This is a genomic window from Acidithiobacillus ferrivorans, assembly GCF_016250455.1.
Lineage (GTDB): Bacteria > Pseudomonadota > Gammaproteobacteria > Acidithiobacillales > Acidithiobacillaceae > Acidithiobacillus > Acidithiobacillus ferrivorans.
This window is the reverse complement of sequence record NZ_CP059488.1, coordinates 660656-679842: the sequence shown is the minus strand read 5'-3', so window position 1 is coordinate 679842 and position 19187 is coordinate 660656. Positions and strand designations below refer to the sequence as shown.

General features: G+C 57.4%; 21 protein-coding genes and 2 pseudogenes. 13 read left to right on the top strand and 10 right to left on the bottom strand.

Annotation, left to right across the window (positions count from 1 at the left end; genetic code table 11):
• Positions 1 to 40 precede the first annotated feature (40 nt).
• The 7 genes and pseudogenes from H2515_RS03430 to H2515_RS15990 all read right to left on the bottom strand — a co-directional run bounded on the left by H2515_RS03430 (position 41) and on the right by H2515_RS15990 (position 4547).
• Positions 41 to 1744 (bottom strand): annotated as a pseudogene (locus tag H2515_RS03430) (IS1634 family transposase).
• Between the two features lie 117 nt (positions 1745 to 1861).
• Positions 1862 to 2263 carry an alpha/beta fold hydrolase gene (locus H2515_RS03425; protein ID WP_198660912.1) on the bottom strand — a complete coding sequence of 134 codons (402 nt, stop codon included), beginning with the start codon at positions 2261 to 2263 and terminating at the stop codon, positions 1862 to 1864.
• Positions 2264 to 2443: 180 nt separating this feature from the next.
• The gene (locus H2515_RS03420; protein WP_198660911.1) at positions 2444 to 2749 is read right to left on the bottom strand and encodes an NIPSNAP family protein; all 306 of its coding nucleotides are present in this window, start codon (positions 2747 to 2749) and stop codon (positions 2444 to 2446) included.
• 318 nt (positions 2750 to 3067) lie between these two features.
• Positions 3068 to 3553 carry a GNAT family N-acetyltransferase gene (locus H2515_RS03415; RefSeq protein WP_035192223.1) on the bottom strand — a complete coding sequence of 162 codons (486 nt, stop codon included), beginning with the start codon at positions 3551 to 3553 and terminating at the stop codon, positions 3068 to 3070.
• 25 nt (positions 3554 to 3578) lie between these two features.
• Positions 3579 to 4028: pseudogene (locus H2515_RS03410) on the bottom strand (IS66 family transposase); the annotation flags it as partial.
• 17 nt (positions 4029 to 4045) lie between these two features.
• Positions 4046 to 4315: a phosphatase PAP2 family protein gene (locus H2515_RS03405; RefSeq protein ID WP_332873293.1), complete on the bottom strand. Its 270-nt coding sequence runs from the start codon at positions 4313 to 4315 to the stop codon at positions 4046 to 4048.
• A complete protein-coding gene (locus H2515_RS15990; protein WP_232821531.1) occupies positions 4227 to 4547 on the bottom strand; it encodes a DUF4337 family protein in 321 nt (106 codons plus the stop codon). Before H2515_RS15990 ends, H2515_RS03405 begins: the two co-directional genes overlap by 89 nt.
• A 343-nt stretch (positions 4548 to 4890) precedes the next feature.
• Here H2515_RS15990 and H2515_RS15985 point away from each other — a divergent pair, with 343 nt between their 5' ends.
• The 6 genes from H2515_RS15985 to H2515_RS03375 all read left to right on the top strand — a co-directional run bounded on the left by H2515_RS15985 (position 4891) and on the right by H2515_RS03375 (position 9210).
• The gene (locus H2515_RS15985; RefSeq protein ID WP_065413947.1) at positions 4891 to 5106 is read left to right on the top strand and encodes a hypothetical protein; all 216 of its coding nucleotides are present in this window, start codon (positions 4891 to 4893) and stop codon (positions 5104 to 5106) included.
• A 12-nt stretch (positions 5107 to 5118) separates the two neighbouring features.
• Positions 5119 to 5397, top strand: a complete 279-nt coding sequence (locus tag H2515_RS15980; protein WP_035192220.1) for a hypothetical protein — start codon at positions 5119 to 5121, stop codon at positions 5395 to 5397.
• On the top strand, positions 5306 to 6004 hold the full coding sequence (locus tag H2515_RS03390) for a tyrosine-type recombinase/integrase (protein WP_332873292.1): 699 nt from the start codon (positions 5306 to 5308) through the stop codon (positions 6002 to 6004). The genes H2515_RS15980 and H2515_RS03390 overlap by 92 nt, the downstream gene beginning before the upstream one ends.
• Entirely contained in the window at positions 5950 to 6444 is a 495-nt protein-coding gene (locus tag H2515_RS03385) for a c-type cytochrome (RefSeq protein WP_081919354.1), read from the top strand. The genes H2515_RS03390 and H2515_RS03385 overlap by 55 nt, the downstream gene beginning before the upstream one ends.
• Positions 6445 to 6447: 3 nt before the next feature.
• Positions 6448 to 7116 carry a cytochrome b/b6 domain-containing protein gene (locus tag H2515_RS03380; protein WP_035192219.1) on the top strand — a complete coding sequence of 223 codons (669 nt, stop codon included), beginning with the start codon at positions 6448 to 6450 and terminating at the stop codon, positions 7114 to 7116.
• Positions 7117 to 7503: 387 nt separating this feature from the next.
• The gene (locus tag H2515_RS03375) at positions 7504 to 9210 is read left to right on the top strand and encodes an IS1634 family transposase (protein WP_198660910.1); all 1707 of its coding nucleotides are present in this window, start codon (positions 7504 to 7506) and stop codon (positions 9208 to 9210) included.
• A 401-nt stretch (positions 9211 to 9611) separates the two neighbouring features.
• Here the strand turns inward: H2515_RS03375 and H2515_RS16285 are convergent, their stop codons facing one another.
• On the bottom strand, positions 9612 to 9740 hold the full coding sequence (locus H2515_RS16285) for a hypothetical protein (protein ID WP_269802059.1): 129 nt from the start codon (positions 9738 to 9740) through the stop codon (positions 9612 to 9614).
• A 232-nt stretch (positions 9741 to 9972) separates the two neighbouring features.
• Between H2515_RS16285 and H2515_RS03370 the strand changes: the two genes are divergently transcribed.
• Positions 9973 to 10983: an aldo/keto reductase gene (locus H2515_RS03370; protein WP_035192218.1), complete on the top strand. Its 1011-nt coding sequence runs from the start codon at positions 9973 to 9975 to the stop codon at positions 10981 to 10983.
• A 305-nt stretch (positions 10984 to 11288) separates the two neighbouring features.
• On the opposite strand, the gene H2515_RS03365 is transcribed toward H2515_RS03370, so the two are convergent.
• Complete coding sequence (locus tag H2515_RS03365) at positions 11289 to 11426, bottom strand: hypothetical protein (protein WP_156103839.1); 138 nt, start codon at positions 11424 to 11426, stop codon at positions 11289 to 11291.
• 281 nt (positions 11427 to 11707) lie between these two features.
• On the bottom strand, positions 11708 to 12637 hold the full coding sequence (locus H2515_RS03360) for a LysR family transcriptional regulator (protein ID WP_065413986.1): 930 nt from the start codon (positions 12635 to 12637) through the stop codon (positions 11708 to 11710).
• A gap of 144 nt (positions 12638 to 12781) precedes the next feature.
• Between H2515_RS03360 and H2515_RS03355 the strand changes: the two genes are divergently transcribed.
• The 6 genes from H2515_RS03355 (at position 12782) to H2515_RS03330 (ending at position 19162) form a co-directional block, all read left to right on the top strand.
• The gene (locus H2515_RS03355; protein WP_014030447.1) at positions 12782 to 14203 is read left to right on the top strand and encodes a form I ribulose bisphosphate carboxylase large subunit; all 1422 of its coding nucleotides are present in this window, start codon (positions 12782 to 12784) and stop codon (positions 14201 to 14203) included.
• A gap of 91 nt (positions 14204 to 14294) precedes the next feature.
• A complete protein-coding gene (locus H2515_RS03350; RefSeq protein WP_014030446.1) occupies positions 14295 to 14627 on the top strand; it encodes a ribulose bisphosphate carboxylase small subunit in 333 nt (110 codons plus the stop codon).
• A gap of 70 nt (positions 14628 to 14697) precedes the next feature.
• Positions 14698 to 16977: a CsoS2 family carboxysome shell protein gene (locus H2515_RS03345; RefSeq protein WP_198660909.1), complete on the top strand. Its 2280-nt coding sequence runs from the start codon at positions 14698 to 14700 to the stop codon at positions 16975 to 16977.
• Positions 16978 to 17032: 55 nt separating this feature from the next.
• Positions 17033 to 18640 carry a carboxysome shell carbonic anhydrase gene (locus H2515_RS03340; RefSeq protein ID WP_035192216.1) on the top strand — a complete coding sequence of 536 codons (1608 nt, stop codon included), beginning with the start codon at positions 17033 to 17035 and terminating at the stop codon, positions 18638 to 18640.
• Positions 18637 to 18885, top strand: coding sequence for a carboxysome peptide A (locus H2515_RS03335; RefSeq protein WP_198660908.1), 249 nt, complete (start codon positions 18637 to 18639; stop codon positions 18883 to 18885). The genes H2515_RS03340 and H2515_RS03335 overlap by 4 nt, the downstream gene beginning before the upstream one ends.
• 19 nt (positions 18886 to 18904) lie before the next feature.
• Positions 18905 to 19162 (top strand): carboxysome peptide B, encoded by a 258-nt coding sequence (locus H2515_RS03330; RefSeq protein ID WP_408626820.1) that lies wholly within the window; start codon positions 18905 to 18907, stop codon positions 19160 to 19162.
• Positions 19163 to 19187: the final 25 nt, after the last annotated feature.

Here is a 19187-nt window from a genome sequence, read left to right as displayed (position 1 = left end):
AACTCCTTGATATTGAAAATAGCGATTTCAAAACGCTCCACTACAACAGCGTCAATTGCTGAGACGCGGCTGGTTTTTTTACCCGGAGGGCATGCAGAACCTCGCTTTGACATTCCTGGATGGAAGACACCCCGGATACGGGTGGGGCGCCATTGAGACGAACTCGGTGATGCTGAATGCGGTGGAGTTGCTCCAAGGCTCGTTCCGGCGTCAGCCCGGTGTGACTCGCACGTAAACGACTGCGCATGACCCGATGCAGAATCAGCGCCATGAAGCAGATCGCTGCGTGCGCCCGTATCCTGTCGGGCAGGCGGTGGTAGACCGGGCCGATTTCCAGCTCGGATTTGAGCACTTTGAAGCCCCGCTCGATATCGGCGAGAGACTTATAGCGGGCCACGACCTCCGCCGGTGACAGGTCCTGCACATTGCTCACGAGCAGGAGCTTGCCATCCATCTTTTCCGCCAGGGTGCGTGCGCTTTGTCGATGTCGTAGCTAAACTGCTGTGCGGCCATATCGACTTGGATGATGCGCGATAAATGCGCCTCGCAGACGGCATGGTAGAAGCGTGCCTTGGCACCGCTGTCGGAGAGTTTGCGTCCCCGATGCTTTTGCCGTCGTCCTGATCATCCAGTTTGCCGGCCCACTGGTCGCCCTGAGTAATCAGCGCTTCGATCCGCGCATTCCGCTTGGCGGTCTGGTCCGCCGCCGTCATGGGATCATGGGCGATAACCAGCCGCAGGTCGTTCCAGGTGCGCTCACCGATGACTTCTTCAGTGGCAGTGTTGCACGACTCCCGCTGGAAACTATCCAGCAGATCGGTAAATTCATGGTACCGCCGCCCCGGTACGGCCAGGATAAACTCCAGCGACTGCCCGTTGGCCAGCCGGATCGCCTGCAACGCCTCCAGATTGTCCAGACTCAACAACCCGCGATCCGCGATGAGCACCAGGCGCCGCACTGTCGGAAAGCGCTCCAGCACTTTGCCCAGGGTCGGCAGCAGCGTTTTGGTCTCAGCGGTGTTGCCATCGAAGACCTCATGGTAGATCGGCAAACCTTCTGCAGTCTGCACGACCCCCAGCATGAACTGGCGAGCGATCAGACCTTCCTTGGCCATCCTGAATTGACGGACGTCCTGGGGAACCGTGACCAGGCCTTCACTGCGGATCGTGGTGAGGTCATAGAAGACCACGGACAGGTCCTGATCGATCAGGGGGCGCAACAGTCCGGCTACCACAGCATCTACGGCACTCTGTTGCTCCATCAGGGCATCCATGCTGCGCAGGAGTTGCTGGTGGGTAATCGTTGTCACGGTGACATCCGGCAAGGCGACGGTTTCCACCCAGCGCAGTACGCCCAGTTTCGATTCGGGATCGCAGAGCCGGTTGAGGACCATCACCCGGATCAGCGCTTCCACATCGGTCGTATGGCGGGTCTTGCGGAACACCTGACGTAGGGCGCTGAACCCCAGCTCCTTCCAGAGTTCGGTCAAGGCCCAGACATCGCCAAAAGCACGCGCTGTTTCAAAAGCGATGGATGGTGGAGAAGAAATCGTTGGCGCCGGGTGGGCACCTGGCCGCTGACCTTCATCAGGCCCTGAATCACGGCATTCAACTGACTGTCGACCTGATCCAGCCGCCCAAGTGTGGCGACGGTACGCTTTTTGACCTTTCCGGCATCATCCCGGTAGGACTCGACAAGCTGGACATAGCGGCGGCTGCCGGAGGTGGTGATCTTCACATGCATGCCGCCACTTTATCAGCGTTCATAGGCATGTCAACAAAAGAGCCTAAGTGATAAAACGTGCCACCACAGAAGTTTTAGAAAATAGGCGCTGAAACCCCTATGAATGCTGGGGCGATGTTACGAAATTGACGATTTTTGCCGATGAACTGTCGAACTCGGGGGTCCCAGACTGCTGACGAGGTGGGCTGCGTAGACACGATCCGGCATTATGTGCGCACAGGCTAAAGCGTAGGGCCCACCTCCTGAGAATCCCAACACCTGGAATCGATCTATATTGAGATGATCGGCGCAGGCGGCGACGGTCGCGGTCACGTCTGCCATGCCCAATCCCAGACATCGGGAAGATTCGCCATAACCCGGCCTATCTATCGCGATCCAGTGCACATTTTCCAGCAATGCACCCGGCAACAAATCCAGTTGGAAGTGTGAGCCGGGGGTGCCGTGAAAGAGGAAGACCGGCATATCGCCAGGATTCCCACGCTCTTCATACGTGATGGCTTGTCCTGGTCTTATCGTCAAAGATTGCTTCATCACTTTATCGGCTCACAAATGCATTCATGGATGAGACGTTTCTCGGTGTCCATATCAGCACCGCTCCTTGGAGATGTCATCATGAGTGTGGCCAATATGGTCATTTCGTGCTTATCCGGCTGTCTCCAAATGCCACTAAATATGGGGTATCCGTTAGGCTCAATGTGGCTACTCGAAGACGGGCCGCATGAAAGAGCGCTCATAGCTAATGAAACACCTTGTTTCTTCGTAGTAACGCATAGCGGCTTGACATTCTGGGTCTCTGCCCGCTTTTAAGCGATACGTTTCATAGGCCGCAAGCGAAGGAAACGAAAACAAGGCAAGAGCGATATTATTAGCACCTTCATGAGGCATGAAGTAGCCGTGATGTTTGCCGCCGAATTTTTCAACTAGTGGTATCCACATCTTTCCATAAGCCTCAAATTCCTTGAGCTTGGAAGGATCGACCACATAGCGAAGATAGCAGGTAATCAAAGTATTCTCCCAAAGGGCCTAATGCAAATTCGATTGCACTAACGGTGCAGCGCGATATTCCAAGTTACAGTATAACACGGCCATTGTCATCCCCAATGAACCCCATCATGAACGGCTTTTACTGGTCGAATGATGTCATTTGCTTTCCGCTGCTGAATGACCGCAATCAGTCTGGCTACCGACCATCACATATCAACGGCGGCAGGGCAGAGTTTGCAGTCATTCAGAAATTGGTGGTCAGTACGCTGCGCGCTTGGGTGACCTTTAGTAAAATCATCATACAATTATTTTCCTCATCGGTTCAGAGAATCCACCAAGTCAGGTCGCATTTCTCGACAGCCGCAGGTGAATAAGCGCAATCCGATTTCCTTTCCTGCCCTGCCGCTCCTCAATGGCGTAAGGTTGAAATCCCAGCTTCTGATAAAACAGTAAGCCGGCAATATTTTGATTGAAACACGACACTATTATCTCGGCCGCCTGATGCTTTGAAAAAGCAAGGGCAATCATCTGTTCGATGAGATAGCGGCCCACCCCGCGCCCACGGGCCGCCGGGGAAACGATGACATTACCAATGGAGCAACGGCCACCAGACTCCCAGCGATAGAAATTGGCAAAAGCAATGACTTCACCACCAAGCTCGACTACCGTTGAGTCCGAACGCTGCGCTATGGCATCCCGTAATTGCGAAGAGGATAACGGGAATTCCGCCTTTGGGAACAAGAAAAATAGTTCGTCTTCACTTTGTGGAAACCCACAAATGATTTGAATGTCTTTCTCGTCAACGGGGCGATGCGTCAGCGGCATGTTCTCAAGCGCCCTAATCGGGACAGTTCTGCACGATACTGACCTGCTTGGCACCCAGTTCCGTCCGGCAGAACAGCCAGGCCCGCCGGCCCATGGGGATCACCCGTAAGCCCCGCTCCAGGTGGTTGGTGTCAAATGGGCACATCGGCATCGCTCATGAAGACCTCCAGCCCCGCCCGGCGTTTGTGGGCATAAACCAGGGCTTTACTCAGTGGATTGCTGGGCAACAATCCAGTATCGACCACCCAGGTGAAGAACGCCTCTACCAAAGGCTTGGCTTTGGTCAGCCGGACATCCTGCTGCTTTTTGGCGCCTTTCAGTCCCTGCTCGCAAATATCGGTTCCACCGCATAGAGGTTGCCGATCATCTCCAGCGCCATGGCCGCCCGCTGCGGATCGGCGTCCTGGCTCTCGAAGAATTCACGGCGGGTGCGCGCCCAGCACTGGGCATGGGTTAGCCCCTCCGTTTTTTGCGCAGTCCAAAATACCTTACTCATCCGGTTGTCCTGCCGCAAGCAGTCCTATGATATATCAGCATGGCCAGCCCGGCGCCGACCAACCCGATAAAAGCTCCACCGATGACATCGGTCGGAAAATGCGCCCCGACTGCTATCCGTGACCAGGCAACCAGCAATGCATATATCAGAGCGGACACCCATATGGCTTTAGGCGATTTACCAAAAAACAAACTGCCGAACAGTAAAAAAGCCAGTGCCGCGTGTCCAGACGGAAAGCTGTGCCAATATTCCGGTTTTCCGATCACATCCACCGCCTTTTTCCCCAGTGCAGTCAATGGGCGAGGATAATCCATGTCGGGTTTGATGGTGGCTATGGCGGCCCATATGGAAAGGCGCGTTTTTGCTAGTTGGTGTCATGGCTACTGCCAGATCCATCAAGTGCTCTTTGGTGCTGATAGCCTGGTAGTAGTTCCATTGGTCCGTCGCTTTGGCTTTCTCCAGTACGACTTCGTTCTTGGCCAGCAGGACTTCGTTCATGAGATGGGTCCCCTGCCCTGGTAGCTGACGATGGCACCGATCGTCGCCAGGAGGGCTGTAAAGATGGCTATCCACTGGTACAGAGAATGCTTCTTGGGATTATGGGATTCTGCCGCCTCATGGACAGCTTCTTCGTGCGGTGCGGGGTATGTAATCCTTCGCTCATAGTTTGTTTTCCTTAAAGTAATTCTCAGTATTCACACTGTTCCTTCATCAGGGCAAAGATCTATGGTTTTCTTTTGTCCAATCCAGGCAGTTTCTCACCGAAGTAGCCACCCAGTAGGCCTACGCGCCGGGCATACCCGACATCTACCAGGGGAGCGAACTGTGGGATTTCAGCCTCGTGGACCCCGACAACCGCCACCGCGACCTACTGCATTGGCTGGCGGGTGCCGCCCGTGGGCAGGACAAAACGGCCCTCGCCCGGGACCTGCTGGACCATCTGGAAGACGGCTGTGCCAAACTCTTCGTCACTTGGCGTGCCATGGATGCCAGGCGCCGATTTCCGGAGGTATTTGCTGGCGGCGCCTACCTGCCCCTTGCCGCCAATGGCGCCTGAGCCGACCACGTCGTGGCCTGTGCACGCCAGGCGAACGGGCGCACCGTAATCACCATCGCCACCCGCTGGTTCGCCACCCTGCTCGGCGATGAAACGCACCTGCCGTTGAGCGAGCCGGTATGGACCGATACAGCGGTGGAGATCCCCGACCTGACCGGGACATGGAAAAACGTGTTTACAGGAGAGATGGTGCGTCCCGATGCCGCCGAAGACAAGCCTCGCCTTTCTCTCGCCCAGACGTTGGCTTACTTTCCCGTCGCCCTGCCGGTTCCGGCGGATACCTGGCGTTGAACCTCTAACGGTCGACCGGCAGCAATGGGTCGGTAACCGCCCATTCAACCAGAGGATGACAAAGCTGACGGGGCAGAGGGGGTTGGCCCTATTCAATCTGGCCATTGATAGCAAGCTTCGTAGATGTAATCTGGTCGCTTTACGGGTGAAGGACGTGGCCCATGGTGGCCAGATCGCTCGCCGCGCCATCATCCTGCAGCGCAAGACCCAGAGACCGGTTCAGTTCGAAATTACTGATCAAACCCGGGAATCCCTGGCGACCTGGATCGCCAAGGCTGATTTGAAGCCCGAGCAGTATCTTTTTCCCAGCCGGCTAAGGGCATCCCCAAATTTGTCCACCCGTCAATATGCCAGGATCGTTGATCGGTGGGTGAGATCCATTGGTCTTGATCCCACGACGTATGGTACCCTCAGCGTGCGCCGGACCAAGGCGGCGACCCTTATTTACAAGCTCAGGTCAATTAATTTAATTTATGAATGGTTTATTTCGAAGGTCATTCACCGGGTGGCTATGCAGCCCGCTCGGCTACTCCACATCAAGGATAGAGCACCATGGGTTTTAACGGCTTTCGAACCTGCCGCCTCCGCGATCCGCTCTTATGGATAAGCGTCGCGCTGCTGATGAGTTTTGCGGGTGACGCCAATGCCACTGGCATCGCGCAAATCATCCACGCACGTAAGGTGCACTTCAGGACACTCGGCAGGACCGACAAGTCTCTGCGGGACCAGATGGATCGCTCGCACCTGAATTGGCGCCTGATCCAAGTGGACGCGAGGCAAATTGCCGTGCTCGCCGCTTCCCTGCCCACATGGTTTCCTGCGGGCAGCGGGAAAGGGCATGGGGTCGGCACCCGAGCGAGCCCGGAAATCTGGGCGAAGCCCGCTGCGTTCACCCAGGCCGCACAGAGAATGCGAATCAGCGCACAAAACATGACGCGGGACGCCGCAGACCACGACCTTCACGCGCTCGCATTGGATACCAGGAGACTCGGTCAGTCCTGCGACAGTTGCCATCGGGTTTTCCGCACGCACAGCAGCTGGTGGTGATGCATGGTCAATACGGGGGGTTCAGTTCGAAAGCGCGTTCGAGTCTGGGATCTGCCGACGAGGATCTGGCACTGGAGCATCCTGATTCTGTTTGCGACCTGCTGGTGGACCGCGGACACCGATCACATGCGATGGCACCTGTTCGCCGGCTATGGAGTCCTCGGTGTCGTGTCTTTTCGGATTTTGTGGGGTTTTTGCGGCGGACAGACTGCCAGGTTCAGCAGTTTCGTTCGCGGACCCGCGGGCGTCTGGCGCTATGCCCGCAAGCTCCGCGATCGCCATGAGTCACTCGGTCACAATCCGCTGGGTGCACTCAGTATCATCGTAATGCTGAGCCTTTTGCTGCTGCAAACAATTCTCGGTCTATTCGCGGTCAATAACGACGGCGGCTCCTCAGGTCCATTGTCCCAGTGGGTCTCTTACACAACCGGACGGCGTTTCGCACATTGGCACGCCGACAATTTCAATCTCCTTTTGCTCCTCATTGGTCTGCATCTCACCGCGATCGTATTCTACCGCCTGGTTCTCGGAGAGAACCTGGTGTCGGCCATGATTCATGGCTACAAGTCGCACCAATCATCCGGTGAAACTCCGTATTTCGTGCCGCTGTGGCGCGCGGCACTGCTCGCCGTCCCGATTCTCATCGGGATCGTATTGTTGGCGAGAATCTAATGACAGCGAGGGGTATAATAAAAATAAGCGGCCATTTTAACTGGGTCCAGTATGGCTCGTCGCAGACAGACAAGTTTTGCTGGGTGAATATCACACGCCGCGCCTGCGGCCCCACCGCAACGCGATAGGTGATGGAAGGCCCGAGCAATCGCTCGGGCCGGTGATGCTGGTAATGACCCGCATCCCTCTCCCGGGTGGCTGCCCTGGCCCGCCACCGTGTGGGGCATCCCGAGTTCGACAGTTCATCGGCAAAAATCGTCAATTTCGTAACATCGCCCCAGCATTCATAGGGGTTTCAGCGCCTATTTTCTAAAACTTCTGTGGTGGCACGTTTTATCACTTAGGCTCTTTTGTTGACATGCCTATGAACGCTGATAAAGTGGCGGCATGCATGTGAAGATCACCACCTCCGGCAGCCGCCGCTATGTCCAGCTTGTCGAGTCCTACCGGGATGATGCCGGAAAGGTCAAAAAGCGTACCGTCGCCACGCTTGGGCGGCTGGATCAGGTCGACAGTCAGTTGAATGCCGTGATTCAGGGCCTGATGAAGGTCAGCGGCCAGGTGCCCACCCCGGCGCCAACGATTTCTTCTCCACCATCCATCGCTTTTGAAACAGCGCGTGCTTTTGGCGATGTCTGGGCCTTGACCGAACTCTGGAAGGAGCTGGGGTTCAGCGCCCTACGTCAGGTGTTCCGCAAGACCCGCCATACGACCGATGTGGAAGCGCTGATCCGGGTGATGGTCCTCAACCGGCTCTGCGATCCCGAATCGAAACTGGGCGTACTGCGCTGGGTGGAAACCGTCGCCTTGCCGGATGTCACCGTGACAACGATTACCCACCAGCAACTCCTGCGCAGCATGGATGCCCTGATGGAGCAACAGAGTGCCGTAGATGCTGTGGTAGCCGGACTGTTGCGCCCCCTGATCGATCAGGACCTGTCCGTGGTCTTCTATGACCTCACCACGATCCGCAGTGAAGGCCTGGTCACGGTTCCCCAGGACGTCCGTCAATTCGGGATGGCCAAGGAAGGTCTGATCGCTCGCCAGTTCATGCTGGGGGTCGTGCAGACTGCAGAAGGTTTGCCGATCTACCATGAGGTCTTCGATGGCAACACCGCTGAGACCAAAACGCTGCTGCCGACCCTGGGCAAAGTGCTGGAGCGCTTTCCGACAGTGCGGCGCCTGGTGCTCATCGCGGATCGCGGGTTGTTGAGTCTGGACAATCTGGAGGCGTTGCAGGCGATCCGGCTGGCCAACGGGCAGTCGCTGGAGTTTATCCTGGCCGTACCGGGGCGGCGGTACCATGAATTTACCGATCTGCTGGATAGTTTCCAGCGGGAGTCGTGCAACACTGCCACTGAAGAAGTCATCGGTGAGCGCACCTGGAACGACCTGCGGCTGGTTATCGCCCATGATCCCATGACGGCGGCGGACCAGACCGCCAAGCGGAATGCGCGGATCGAAGCGCTGATTACTCAGGGCGACCAGTGGGCCGGCAAACTGGATGATCAGGACGACGGCAAAAAGCATCGGGGACGCAAACTCTCCGACAGCGGTGCCAAGGCACGCTTCTACCATGCCGTCTGCGAGGCGCATTTATCGCGCATCATCCAAGTCGATATGGCCGCACAGCAGTTTAGCTACGACATCGACAAAAGCGCACGCACCCTGGCGGAAAAGATGGATGGCAAGCTCCTGCTCGTGAGCAATGTGCAGGACCTGTCACCGGCGGAGGTCGTGGCCCGCTATAAGTCTCTCGCCGATATCGAGCGGGGCTTCAAAGTGCTCAAATCCGAGCTGGAAATCGGCCCGGTCTACCACCGCCTGCCCGACAGGATACGGGCGCACGCAGCGATCTGCTTCATGGCGCTGATTCTGCATCGGGTCATGCGCAGTCGTTTACGTGCGAGTCACACCGGGCTGACGCCGGAACGAGCCTTGGAGCAACTCCACCGCATTCAGCATCACCGAGTTCGTCTCAATGGCGCCCCACCCGTATCCGGGGTGTCTTCCATCCAGGAATGTCAAAGCGAGGTTCTGCATGCCCTCCGGGTAAAAAAACCAGCCGCGTCTCAGCAATTGACGCTGTTGTAGTGGAGCGTTTTGAAATCGCTATTTTCAATATCAAGGAGTTGCGAGATTAACTGTCGAACTCGGGGGGCATGATCCGCGTCCTTGCGATATTGTATTTTTGTACAGCCTATCTCCTAGCTGCGCGATCTTGAATCCTCAGCCGAATTGCCAGCCAGTGTCGCCCCACCCACTCGAGCGATCGGCTACATCAGAACGCTGAGTTACCGCTTTTGGGCCAGGAGCCGACGGCGCGCCATCGGTACGCCACCGGCCGCAACGGGTCGGATGATGTCATTTGCTCTCCGCTGCTGAATGACCGCTATCAGTCTTTCAGTATACCTCGTGATTATGTATAGCGTGCATGTCGAGCTGGCTGTAAGCCCTGTCAATGCTGGCCATTTGGTACGAACGGTGTCGCTATGCTATACATAAAACTGGGCGACCCAGAGTAGTGCCACCACGACAGCGCTCCGCATGCGCTGCAGATCAACACCCCAACTACAGGTCTGATTCATGGCCACAATGCTGACCTGAGATCCTTGGATCACCATTAATTTACTGCTCGGAGAGGTGGTCGTCTGTGAATCATACCACTGTTTCCGAGCGAAAAACCTGATACCGATATTTGGCACCGCCGGTGGTCAGTCATCTTACTGGCATTTCCAAAACAGCGTTTATTATGTAGAGTCCGCGAGTAGGTTTCGGACGTGCGACCGTAGTGTGGGGTGGTTGCTTCCACTGACAACCCCAAAATTCTTAGCTTTCTATTCGCGAGGTGAACCTATGGAATATCGTCAACTCGGTCGTACCGGCATAAAGGTCTCCACTCTTTGCTTAGGAACCATGACGTTCGGCTCCGCTTTTTACAATATCGCGACGGTTGGCCAGAAGGAGGCCGACGAGATTGTGCGTCACGCATGGGAATCGGGCATCAATTTTTTCGATAGTGCGGACGTTTATTCCCGTGGAGAGTCTGAAGAGATTCTTGGAAACGCACTGAAAAATAACGGGATAGATCGAGACTCCGCCGTCATCGCTACCAAGGTACGCGGCACCATGAGTGATGTGGATCCCAATGGATCTGGCCTATCCCGCAAGCACATCATGACGGCTTGCCATGCCAGCCTGCGTCGTCTGGGCACGGACCATATCGATCTCTACCAAGTTCATGGCTGGGACTGCCGTACACCCATGGACGAAACGCTGCGTGCCCTTGATGACCTGGTGCGCAGCGGCAAAGTGCTCTATGTGGGTTGCTCCAACTGGCCAGCTCGGCACATCGCCCGGGCGCAGGCGTTAGCAGATATCGGCCAATGGACGGGTTTCTCCTCCTTGCAGGCCTACTACTCTCTGGTCGGACGAGATCTGGAACACGAACTGCTCCCCCTGTGTCGCGAGCTGGGACTTGGAGTTCTCCCTTGGTCACCTCTGTCGGGTGGCTTTCTCACCGGCAAATATCGTCGGGATACATCCGCGCCTGCGGACAGCAGACGGAAGGACTTTGATTTCCCGCCCATCGACCAAGTGCATGGCTATGACGCTGTTGAAGCCGCCGAGTCCATCGCCCAGAAAATCGGCGCGACCATTCCCCAAGTGGCAATAGCCTGGCTCCTTGCTCAGCCTGGTACCAGCTCCGTGATCATCGGGGCAAAAAGAATGGAACAATTGAAAGACAATCTGGGAGCCGTCCAGGTCCGATTGAGCGAGGAAGATGTGGCTATCCTATCAGCAATAACCGCTCCGGCCCCCCTCTACCCGCAATGGATGGTAAGCAGGCAGAATAGCGATGTGTGAGAGAGCGACATCAGGAGTAGCGTCCGAGTGACAAGCGACCGTGAATGGGTCTTCGGTAATTCATTTTGCTGAGAGTAAGACAGAAGAATGACAGCATCTTCAATGCCAAACCCTAAGGAATACTTGTTTTTCACCCCTGCCGTGAACCCCTGGCTTAGATGAAGCCCCAGCGTCATGGATACAGGGTATCCAGCGTCGTTGTCCCCAGAATAGGGAGGCACAAGGCCCCCGGTTCCTCTCGTTTCTTCGGGTCATTGGAGCTGTGGTATAACAGCTGGCAGTCTCCTCCTCCATCCAACAGACCATTAGTCTTCAGGAATTCCACAAAGAACACCACATGATCTATCCCAAAACCCCTGAAGGCGCCCGTCCATGGCGTTTGCGAACATAACTTTTACGGACTCAGGAATGACCTTTTGTGGGTGATTTTCTTCTTCACCCATAGGGTGAGCCTCCATAATCAGGGAAGCCTAACCCTATCAAGGGTAATCTACCATTTCTGCAGGGGTAACTGCCGGATTTAGGATTATAGAAGCATGGCTTACCGCCGCTCCCACCCCCTAGCCGCGATTCGCCCTCTCGACGCGAACGACAGAATCGCAGCGTAACTGGTCACTCAGAAATTGGTGGTCAGTACGCAGCGCACTTGGGTGGCGCTTACTAGACATAGAAAGATGGATGGGTTAATTGACAGATTCAGGGCCTATTCCTGAGATAACTCACCCTACCCTTTTGGAAGACTTGGTCCATTTTCACCATGTGCCGGTGCCGCAAACAGGTACTCCATAAAGGCCTTGACGATTGGGGAAAGCTGTTTTCCCGCCGGATAAACCGCATACCACTTGCGCTCCAGCGGAAAACCGCGCACGTCGAGTATCGCTAGTTCTCCGCTGGCGAGTTCCGCACGTATCGTACTGGCAGAGAGCACGGCAATGCCCAAACCGCCAGCCACAGACTGCTTGACAGCCTCATTACTACCAAATTCCATACGTGTTCTGAGAACAACGCCGTGTTGCTCGAAAAACTTCTCTGCCGCCAGGCGCGTTCCCGAACCGGGCTCGCGCAAAATAAATGGTGCGTCCTGCAGGCGAGATGGCTCAATGTCTTTTTCCGACATTAGGGGGTGGTCCGGTCGGACCACCACTACCACGGGGTTATCAGCGAAACTTTCCGCGACAACATGCATATGTTCTGGCGGCTGACCGAGGATGTAGAGGTCGTCCTGGTTACGCGCGAGGCGCTCCAGCAGGGTCTCCCGATTACCAATAAACAAAGCACTAGCGACACCAGGATGTTCCGTACAGAATCCTCCCAACATACGTGGGATAAAGTATTTCGTGGTGGAGAGCGTGGCCACCTTCAAGCTGCCCTTCTCCAGTCCCTGGAGGGCGGCTATCTCTTGCGTGAAATATTCCAGTCTATCCAGGACATCGTGGCACGCCGACGTTAGCGCTTCCCCTGCCGCTGTCAGATAGATTTTCTTACCTATTTGATCAAAAAGCGGCTGGCCAACGGCCTCGGCAAGTTGTCGGACCTGGATGGACAGGGCGGGTGGTGTCAAATGCAGTTCTTCAGCGGCACGGGCAAAGCTCATGTGTCGAGCGACGGCAGCGAAGATCTTGAGTTGGTGCAAGGTAGCGTGACGAATAGACATGCAAACAGTAAACCATAGTAAATCATAATAGTAAATATATTTTACTTTTATAAATTTTCAGATCATCCACAATGCCACTCAAGCATTGGTGCCTAGCAGGTGGCTCCAATCATCGTCGTCTACCATGACACAAGGAGAGCAAGCATGGCCGTAAAAAAGTATGAGGCCGGTGTAAAGGACTACCGGCAGACCTATTGGGCCCCCGAGTATATGCCTTTGGATTCCGATATCCTAGCCTGTTTCAAGATTACGCCGCAACCAGGGGTGGATCGTGAAGAAGCCGCCGCCGCAGTAGCTGCCGAGTCTTCTACCGGCACATGGACCACAGTGTGGACCGATTTGTTGACCGACATGGATTACTACAAGGGCCGCGCCTATCGCATTGAAGATGTGCCAGGCGATGACACCTGCTTTTACGCGTTCGTTGCCTATCCCATAGATTTGTTTGAAGAGGGGTCTGTGGTTAACGTCTTCACCTCTTTGGTGGGTAACGTGTTCGGCTTCAAGGCCGTGCGTGCGCTGCGCCTAGAGGATGTACGATTCCCGCTCGCCTACGTCAAGACTTGCAATGGACCGCCGCATGGTATCCAGGTCGAGCGCGACAAAATGAACAAATATGGCCGACCGATGCTTGGCTGTACCATCAAGCCCAAACTCGGTCTATCTGCCAAGAATTATGGTCGTGCAGTCTATGAATGTCTGCGCGGTGGTTTGGATTTCACCAAGGACGATGAGAACGTCAACTCGCAGCCCTTCATGCGCTGGCGTGATCGGTTTCTGTTTGTGGCCGATGCGATCCGCACCGCCGAAGCTGAAACTGGCGAGCGCAAAGGACATTATTTAAATGTTACAGCGCCGTCGCCCGAGGAAATGTATGAACGGGCAGAGTTCGCCAAGGAACTCAATATGCCCATCATCATGCACGACTTCCTCACGGGTGGTTTCTGTGCCAATACCGGTCTGGCGCGTTGGTGCCGGAAGAACGGCATCTTGCTGCACATTCATCGTGCCATGCATGCGGTGGTGGACCGTAATCCGCATCACGGCATCCACTTCCGTGTGCTGGCCAAGGCGCTCCGTTTGTCGGGTGGTGATCACCTGCATACCGGCACAGTGGTTGGCAAGCTGGAAGGTGACCGCGGCGCCACTCAGGGCTGGGTCGACCTGCTGCGCGAGTCATTCGTCCCCGAGGACCGCAGTCGCGGCATCTTCTTCGACCAGGACTGGGGCTCCATGCCTGGAGTATTCGCCGTGGCTTCTGGTGGCATCCACGTCTGGCATATGCCAGCGCTATTAGCCATCTTCGGCGACGATGCAATATTCCAGTTCGGTGGCGGTACGCTGGGGCATCCATGGGGCAACGCTGCCGGAGCAGCTGCCAATCGCGTTGCGCTGGAGGCCTGTGTAGAAGCGCGTAATGAAGGACGTGATCTGGAGCGCGAGGGCAAGGACATCCTCACCAACGCTGCGAAAGATAGTCCGGAGTTGAAGATAGCTCTGGAAACCTGGAAAGAGATCAAGTTCGAGTTCGACACCGTAGACAAGTTGGACGTAGTGAACCGCTGATCCCGGGACCGTCATCGCAAAGGCACAAACGAAAATCCGCGCGGCGTGTGGCTTGACGGCTCGCTCCGCGCACTAAAGAAAGGGATAGAAAATGGCTGACATTCAAGACTACAACTCGACACCCAAGTACGAAACCTTCTCTTATTTGCCGGCAATGGGACCGGAAAAAATGCGCCGTCAGATCGCCTATCTCATAAGTCAGGGCTGGAACCCCGGCATCGAGCACGTGGAGCCTGAACGCGCATCAACATACTACTGGTACATGTGGAAACTGCCCATGTTCGGCGAGCAGTCGGTGGACACCGTTATCGCTGAGTTGGAGGCATGCCATCGCGCTCACCCCGGCCACCACGTGCGCTTGATCGGGTATGACAATTACTCGCAGAGCCAGGGCAGCTCCTTTGTGGTGTTTCGCGGGCGCTAAGCAAGATGGGTGCTGGGCTATCCAGCGGATGGCTCGCACAGGGGTTTGATGGATACGGAAGGATCAAGGCATGAGCGACTCTATGGCAAACAATATGGCGTCTCCGCGCTCGGCGCGTGCTGCAGCACTGGAGCGGCGGCGGGCGCTGTCACACAACGGTGCCGCCGCGCTGGGGGCAAAATCCCCCGCACCGGCGCGGACAGCGGGCAATACGGCGGGCATGGCGGCGCCAGGGGCTACCGGCAAGTCGCTTTCCCGTGCCCGCCGTGAAGCATTGTCGCAAGGCGGCGGTGCCATAGAATCGCCGCAGAGCCAGTCTGCGGTGCGCACGGGGATTCGTGTACTTGCCTCGGACCTGCCGACTACCACCACGCCTGCGGAAACGGTTGCTGCAGCACCAGGCGCCGCCTCTTCTGATAGCTGCGGCTGCCAAGGGAAGGCGGCAACTGAAATCGCCGAGCGGGAGCAGTTGCTTGAGGCAGTATGCACGCTGGTAGACGAAGATCCGGCATCTGTGGCCGGGTCGAGCACCTCTGCGGTGCGCAAGCTTTGCCAGGAGCGCCGCCGCGCGCTGTCCCGTCAGGGAAAAATGGCAGAAGGGCCCGCGCGGATCCCTGTTTCGCGTACATCATTGAGCGGGCGCGACGCAGCCCAGATGCGCCGTGACGCGCTCTGTCAGCAAGGGCGCGGCGACCAGCCTGCGTGCCGACCCAGCGGCCGGATCCGTCAGAAACCTGCAGCACCTGCCAAAGTGGAGCAAGGAACCACCCTGAGTGGCACCCCCGTGACTGGCACCCAGGTGGAGCGTAGCACCAGGGTCACCGGTACCGAACCGGGCAGTTGCCGGGCCATCACCGGCACTGAATATATCGGCATCGAGCAGTATGGCACGTTATGCGCCGCCATCCCCGAGCCTGCTCCGGCTAAGGTGGGCGTAGGCCGTACCGCCCGAGGTCAAAGTGTGAGTGGTGCGGAGATAGGCCGTAGCGTGAAGGTCACCGGCGACGAACACGGCTCCTGCAAGGCCGTGACCGGCACCGAATATCTCAGCGCCGACAAATTTGAATCCTTTTGCGCAACCCGGCCGGCGCTTACGCCAGCCAAGGTCGGCGTAGCCGCCACCGAGGCTGGTCAGCGCGTGAGTGGAACCGAAGTCGGACGCAGCGCCAGAGTGACTGGGGATGAGCCCGGATCCTGCCGCAAGCTCACCGGCAGCCAATATTACCAGCCGGAGTCGTTCGGTAGCCTGTGTCGCGATGGCGGCAGTGCTCCGCACAAGGTGAGCGTGATGAGTACGCTGCGCGAGCAGGCTTTGACCGGTACGGAAACAGCCCCCGGAGAGCGCGTGACGGGTGCAGAACGTGGGGTCTGCGCCAGTGTGACGGGCACAGAATCTGCAGGACTGGCGCAGTATCAGGCCTGCAACCGGAAGCCCGTTTCCGTAGCGGAAAAAGTCAGTGTGATGCGCACCTGGCACGAGCAGTCGGTATCCGGAACGTCGGTGGAACGCAGCCCCAAGGTCACCGGAGATGAATATGGCGGCTGCCAGCCGGTCACGGGCACGGAATATGCGGGTCCCGATCAGTATGTGGCATTTTGCGCAGCGGACCATCAGACCACGGCACGGGCCCTGATGGCGAGCCGAAGTGGCGTCGCCAGTGCGATGATGACCGGTATCCGGCTGGGCCCGGACAGCAAGGTGACTGGTTCCGCCCGTGGTGAAGGACTGGTTTTAAGTGGAACGCCCTATGGCGGCGAGGATCAGCGGGCATTGCCGAATGGCGATGGGACGCGGATGCATCCACTCACCCGTGGTCCGGTCGATGCGCTGCGCATGGCAGTCGCTGCCCCGGAGGTGGCAGCGGTCCGCGGAAATTTTAGCGTCACGACCCCGGCGCGCAGCGCGCAGGGGGGGGCACTCAGCCGTGTTACCGGTACCGCCTATGGTGCGGTGGGGCGCATTACCGGTCCGGTGAATCTGGCGGCAGGTCTGGTTTCCGGCACCCCCGAGTTCCGTTATCGGGATGAGGCCTATAGTGCCGCACCGGTGGCCGCACCTGTGGCCGCAGCGCTGGAAGCGCCGCGCAGCCGCCTCACCGGGGATGGACGTGAAGGGGGTTTTGCCATCACGGGGGCGGCCTGGAGACGGAATGAAAGCATTACCGGCACCGAAGGCACCTCTACGCGCCGCAACCCGACCTTGCGCGGAGATCAACGCGGTACGCTGGTCGGGGCTGCGCAGTTGAAAGACCGCGAGCGGCCGGAATTGCCCATCAGTCGAGTGACCGGCAGCAGCGGCAACGATGCCAAAGGCTCTTCTATCACCTATTCCGGCGGTGCACGAGGTTAATGTGATACCTACGGCGACTGCACGCCCATCCACGAAGCGCGGACCAGAGATTGCGATGAACACGAGAAACCGTCCCGGGCGGCATCTGAGCCCTCAGCCAGGAGCAAACCGACCCCCTTATGGTCTGGGTACGCCAGCCAGTGCGTTACAAGCACGGCCGCCGTCGCGGGCATTCGCATCACACGAACTGCTGCACAGCCCAATGCATGCAGCTAACCCGGCTTGCGCTATGGACCAGGGACGACCTTGTCGGCACCCGCTCAGCAATGAGTCGGAGAACCGCCGCCTGCTGGCCCACGAGCAGGCGATAAAGGGGCACTTCGCGGCCATCATTCCGGCGCTGAAGCGGCTTGCCGCCCAGCAGCATGAGGCCGATTTTCCTGAGCGCGCACAGCGCCTTGCCGACGCGGATCTGGGCTTCACGTTGCCCGTCGGCATTCTGGAGGATGCCTGGATAGCCAAGCTGGATATGCGCGCGCTGTATGGAGCGTGCGTCATGCACACCATTCGCCTCATGGCGGAACAAACGCAGGTCGCGCCGCCGCTGCAGAACTCGGACGAGATGAGCTCATTCTTGCTCGACTGTGGTTACCACGCGGTGGATATCACGCCGTGCTCGGATGGGCGTCTGAAGGGGCTGATACGCTACATACTGCGTCTGCCCGATGACGCGGTGCGCAGCCGCAAGGCTTACGCCGGTGCCATGTTCGACGTGGAAGCCAACGTAAAACGCTGGATCGAGACCGAACTGATGCGCTATCGCGAAGGCCGTCCGGTGCCTGCCGACGCGGGTACGCGGTACTTGAAAATAGTGGTGTACCACTGGAGCAGTTCCGATCCCGCCCACGAGGGTTGTGCGGCGCATCACAGCAACGAAAGGGATGCAGCAGAAGCCGGCCTGGGGCGATTGCGCGAATTCCGTCAGGCCATCGAAAACAGCTTCTGCTGCGGGGCCTCGGTAGATACTTTGCTGATCGGGGTGGATACGGATACCGATGGCATCAAGGTGCATGTGCCCGATGCCGATGGCGAAATGAGTTTGTATCGTTGGGTCAGCAATCTGACCTTATATAAGGAAACGCTCAACGAGGATGCCAGCACTGCGCGACTCAAGGTGTATCAGGCGATTCAAGCCGCCAGTGCTACGGATGGCTGGGGCAAGGGCAACGGCGAGCCACACGAAGGCATGCGCCGACTCATCGCCACACTACTGATCAACAACCTGTCGCAGATTGAGTATGTATGCGGCAACTGGGAAGGACGCTACCCGGACATTGGCCACAACGAACGCTTCATCAGTGTGGGGGATGGATTCGAAGAATTCCAGGTGCGTAATCTGGCGTATTTCGTGTATTTGCACACGGTGGAGGAAGGGGGGCCAGATCTCGACGTGGGCATTCAGATTTTTAGCCGGATCAATGTTCTACACGGATTACCCGTGCCGGTGGCGATTCATTTCCGCTATGACCGTCGCGTGCCCGGCAGTCGCGAACGCACGGTAGAACACTGCCAGCGGGTCAAGGCCGCGATCGAGTCGCGCTATGCGGAATTGCATCGGCAGGGTTTGCTGGTATGCGGCATGACCGTGCAGGACAAGGCCTCGGGCAGCCCGATCGAAGCGCTCGAGGCGAATGGTGCCGCGGCATTACGGAGCGCACGATGAAGATTTGTCAAGTGGAAAAAACCCTGGTTTCGACCAACCGGATCAAGGAAATGGGGCACCGGCCACTGCTGGTGGTCAAGGAAATGGGCGGTTCAAGAAGCATCGCCGTGGATGCAGTGGGCTGTGTCACTGGCGACTGGGTGATTTGCGTCGGTTCGTCCGCAGCGCGCGAAGCGGCGGGCAGTAAAGACTTCCCGAGCGATCTTACCATCGTCGGCATCATCGACCACTGGTCGGAAGATTAAGGGGGCCGATTTGGACATCATGCGCGTCGTCTCTGATCTCGTGGCCACCCGACGTATACCGGGCCTGCAGAATGCATCGCTCCGGGTACTCACCGATGCGAAGGGTCGGCTCAGCGTGGCCGCCGACCCGGTCGGTGTGCCACCAGGCAAATGGGTGATTGCCGTGAGCGGTTCGGCCGCCCGTTACGCTGCGGGGGATTATCGGATACTGACTGACCTGACCATCGCCGGGATCATTGATCACTGGGATCCCAGTGCTGGACAGACAGGGAATTAAACGTTTTTTTAACCGAAAGGAGTAG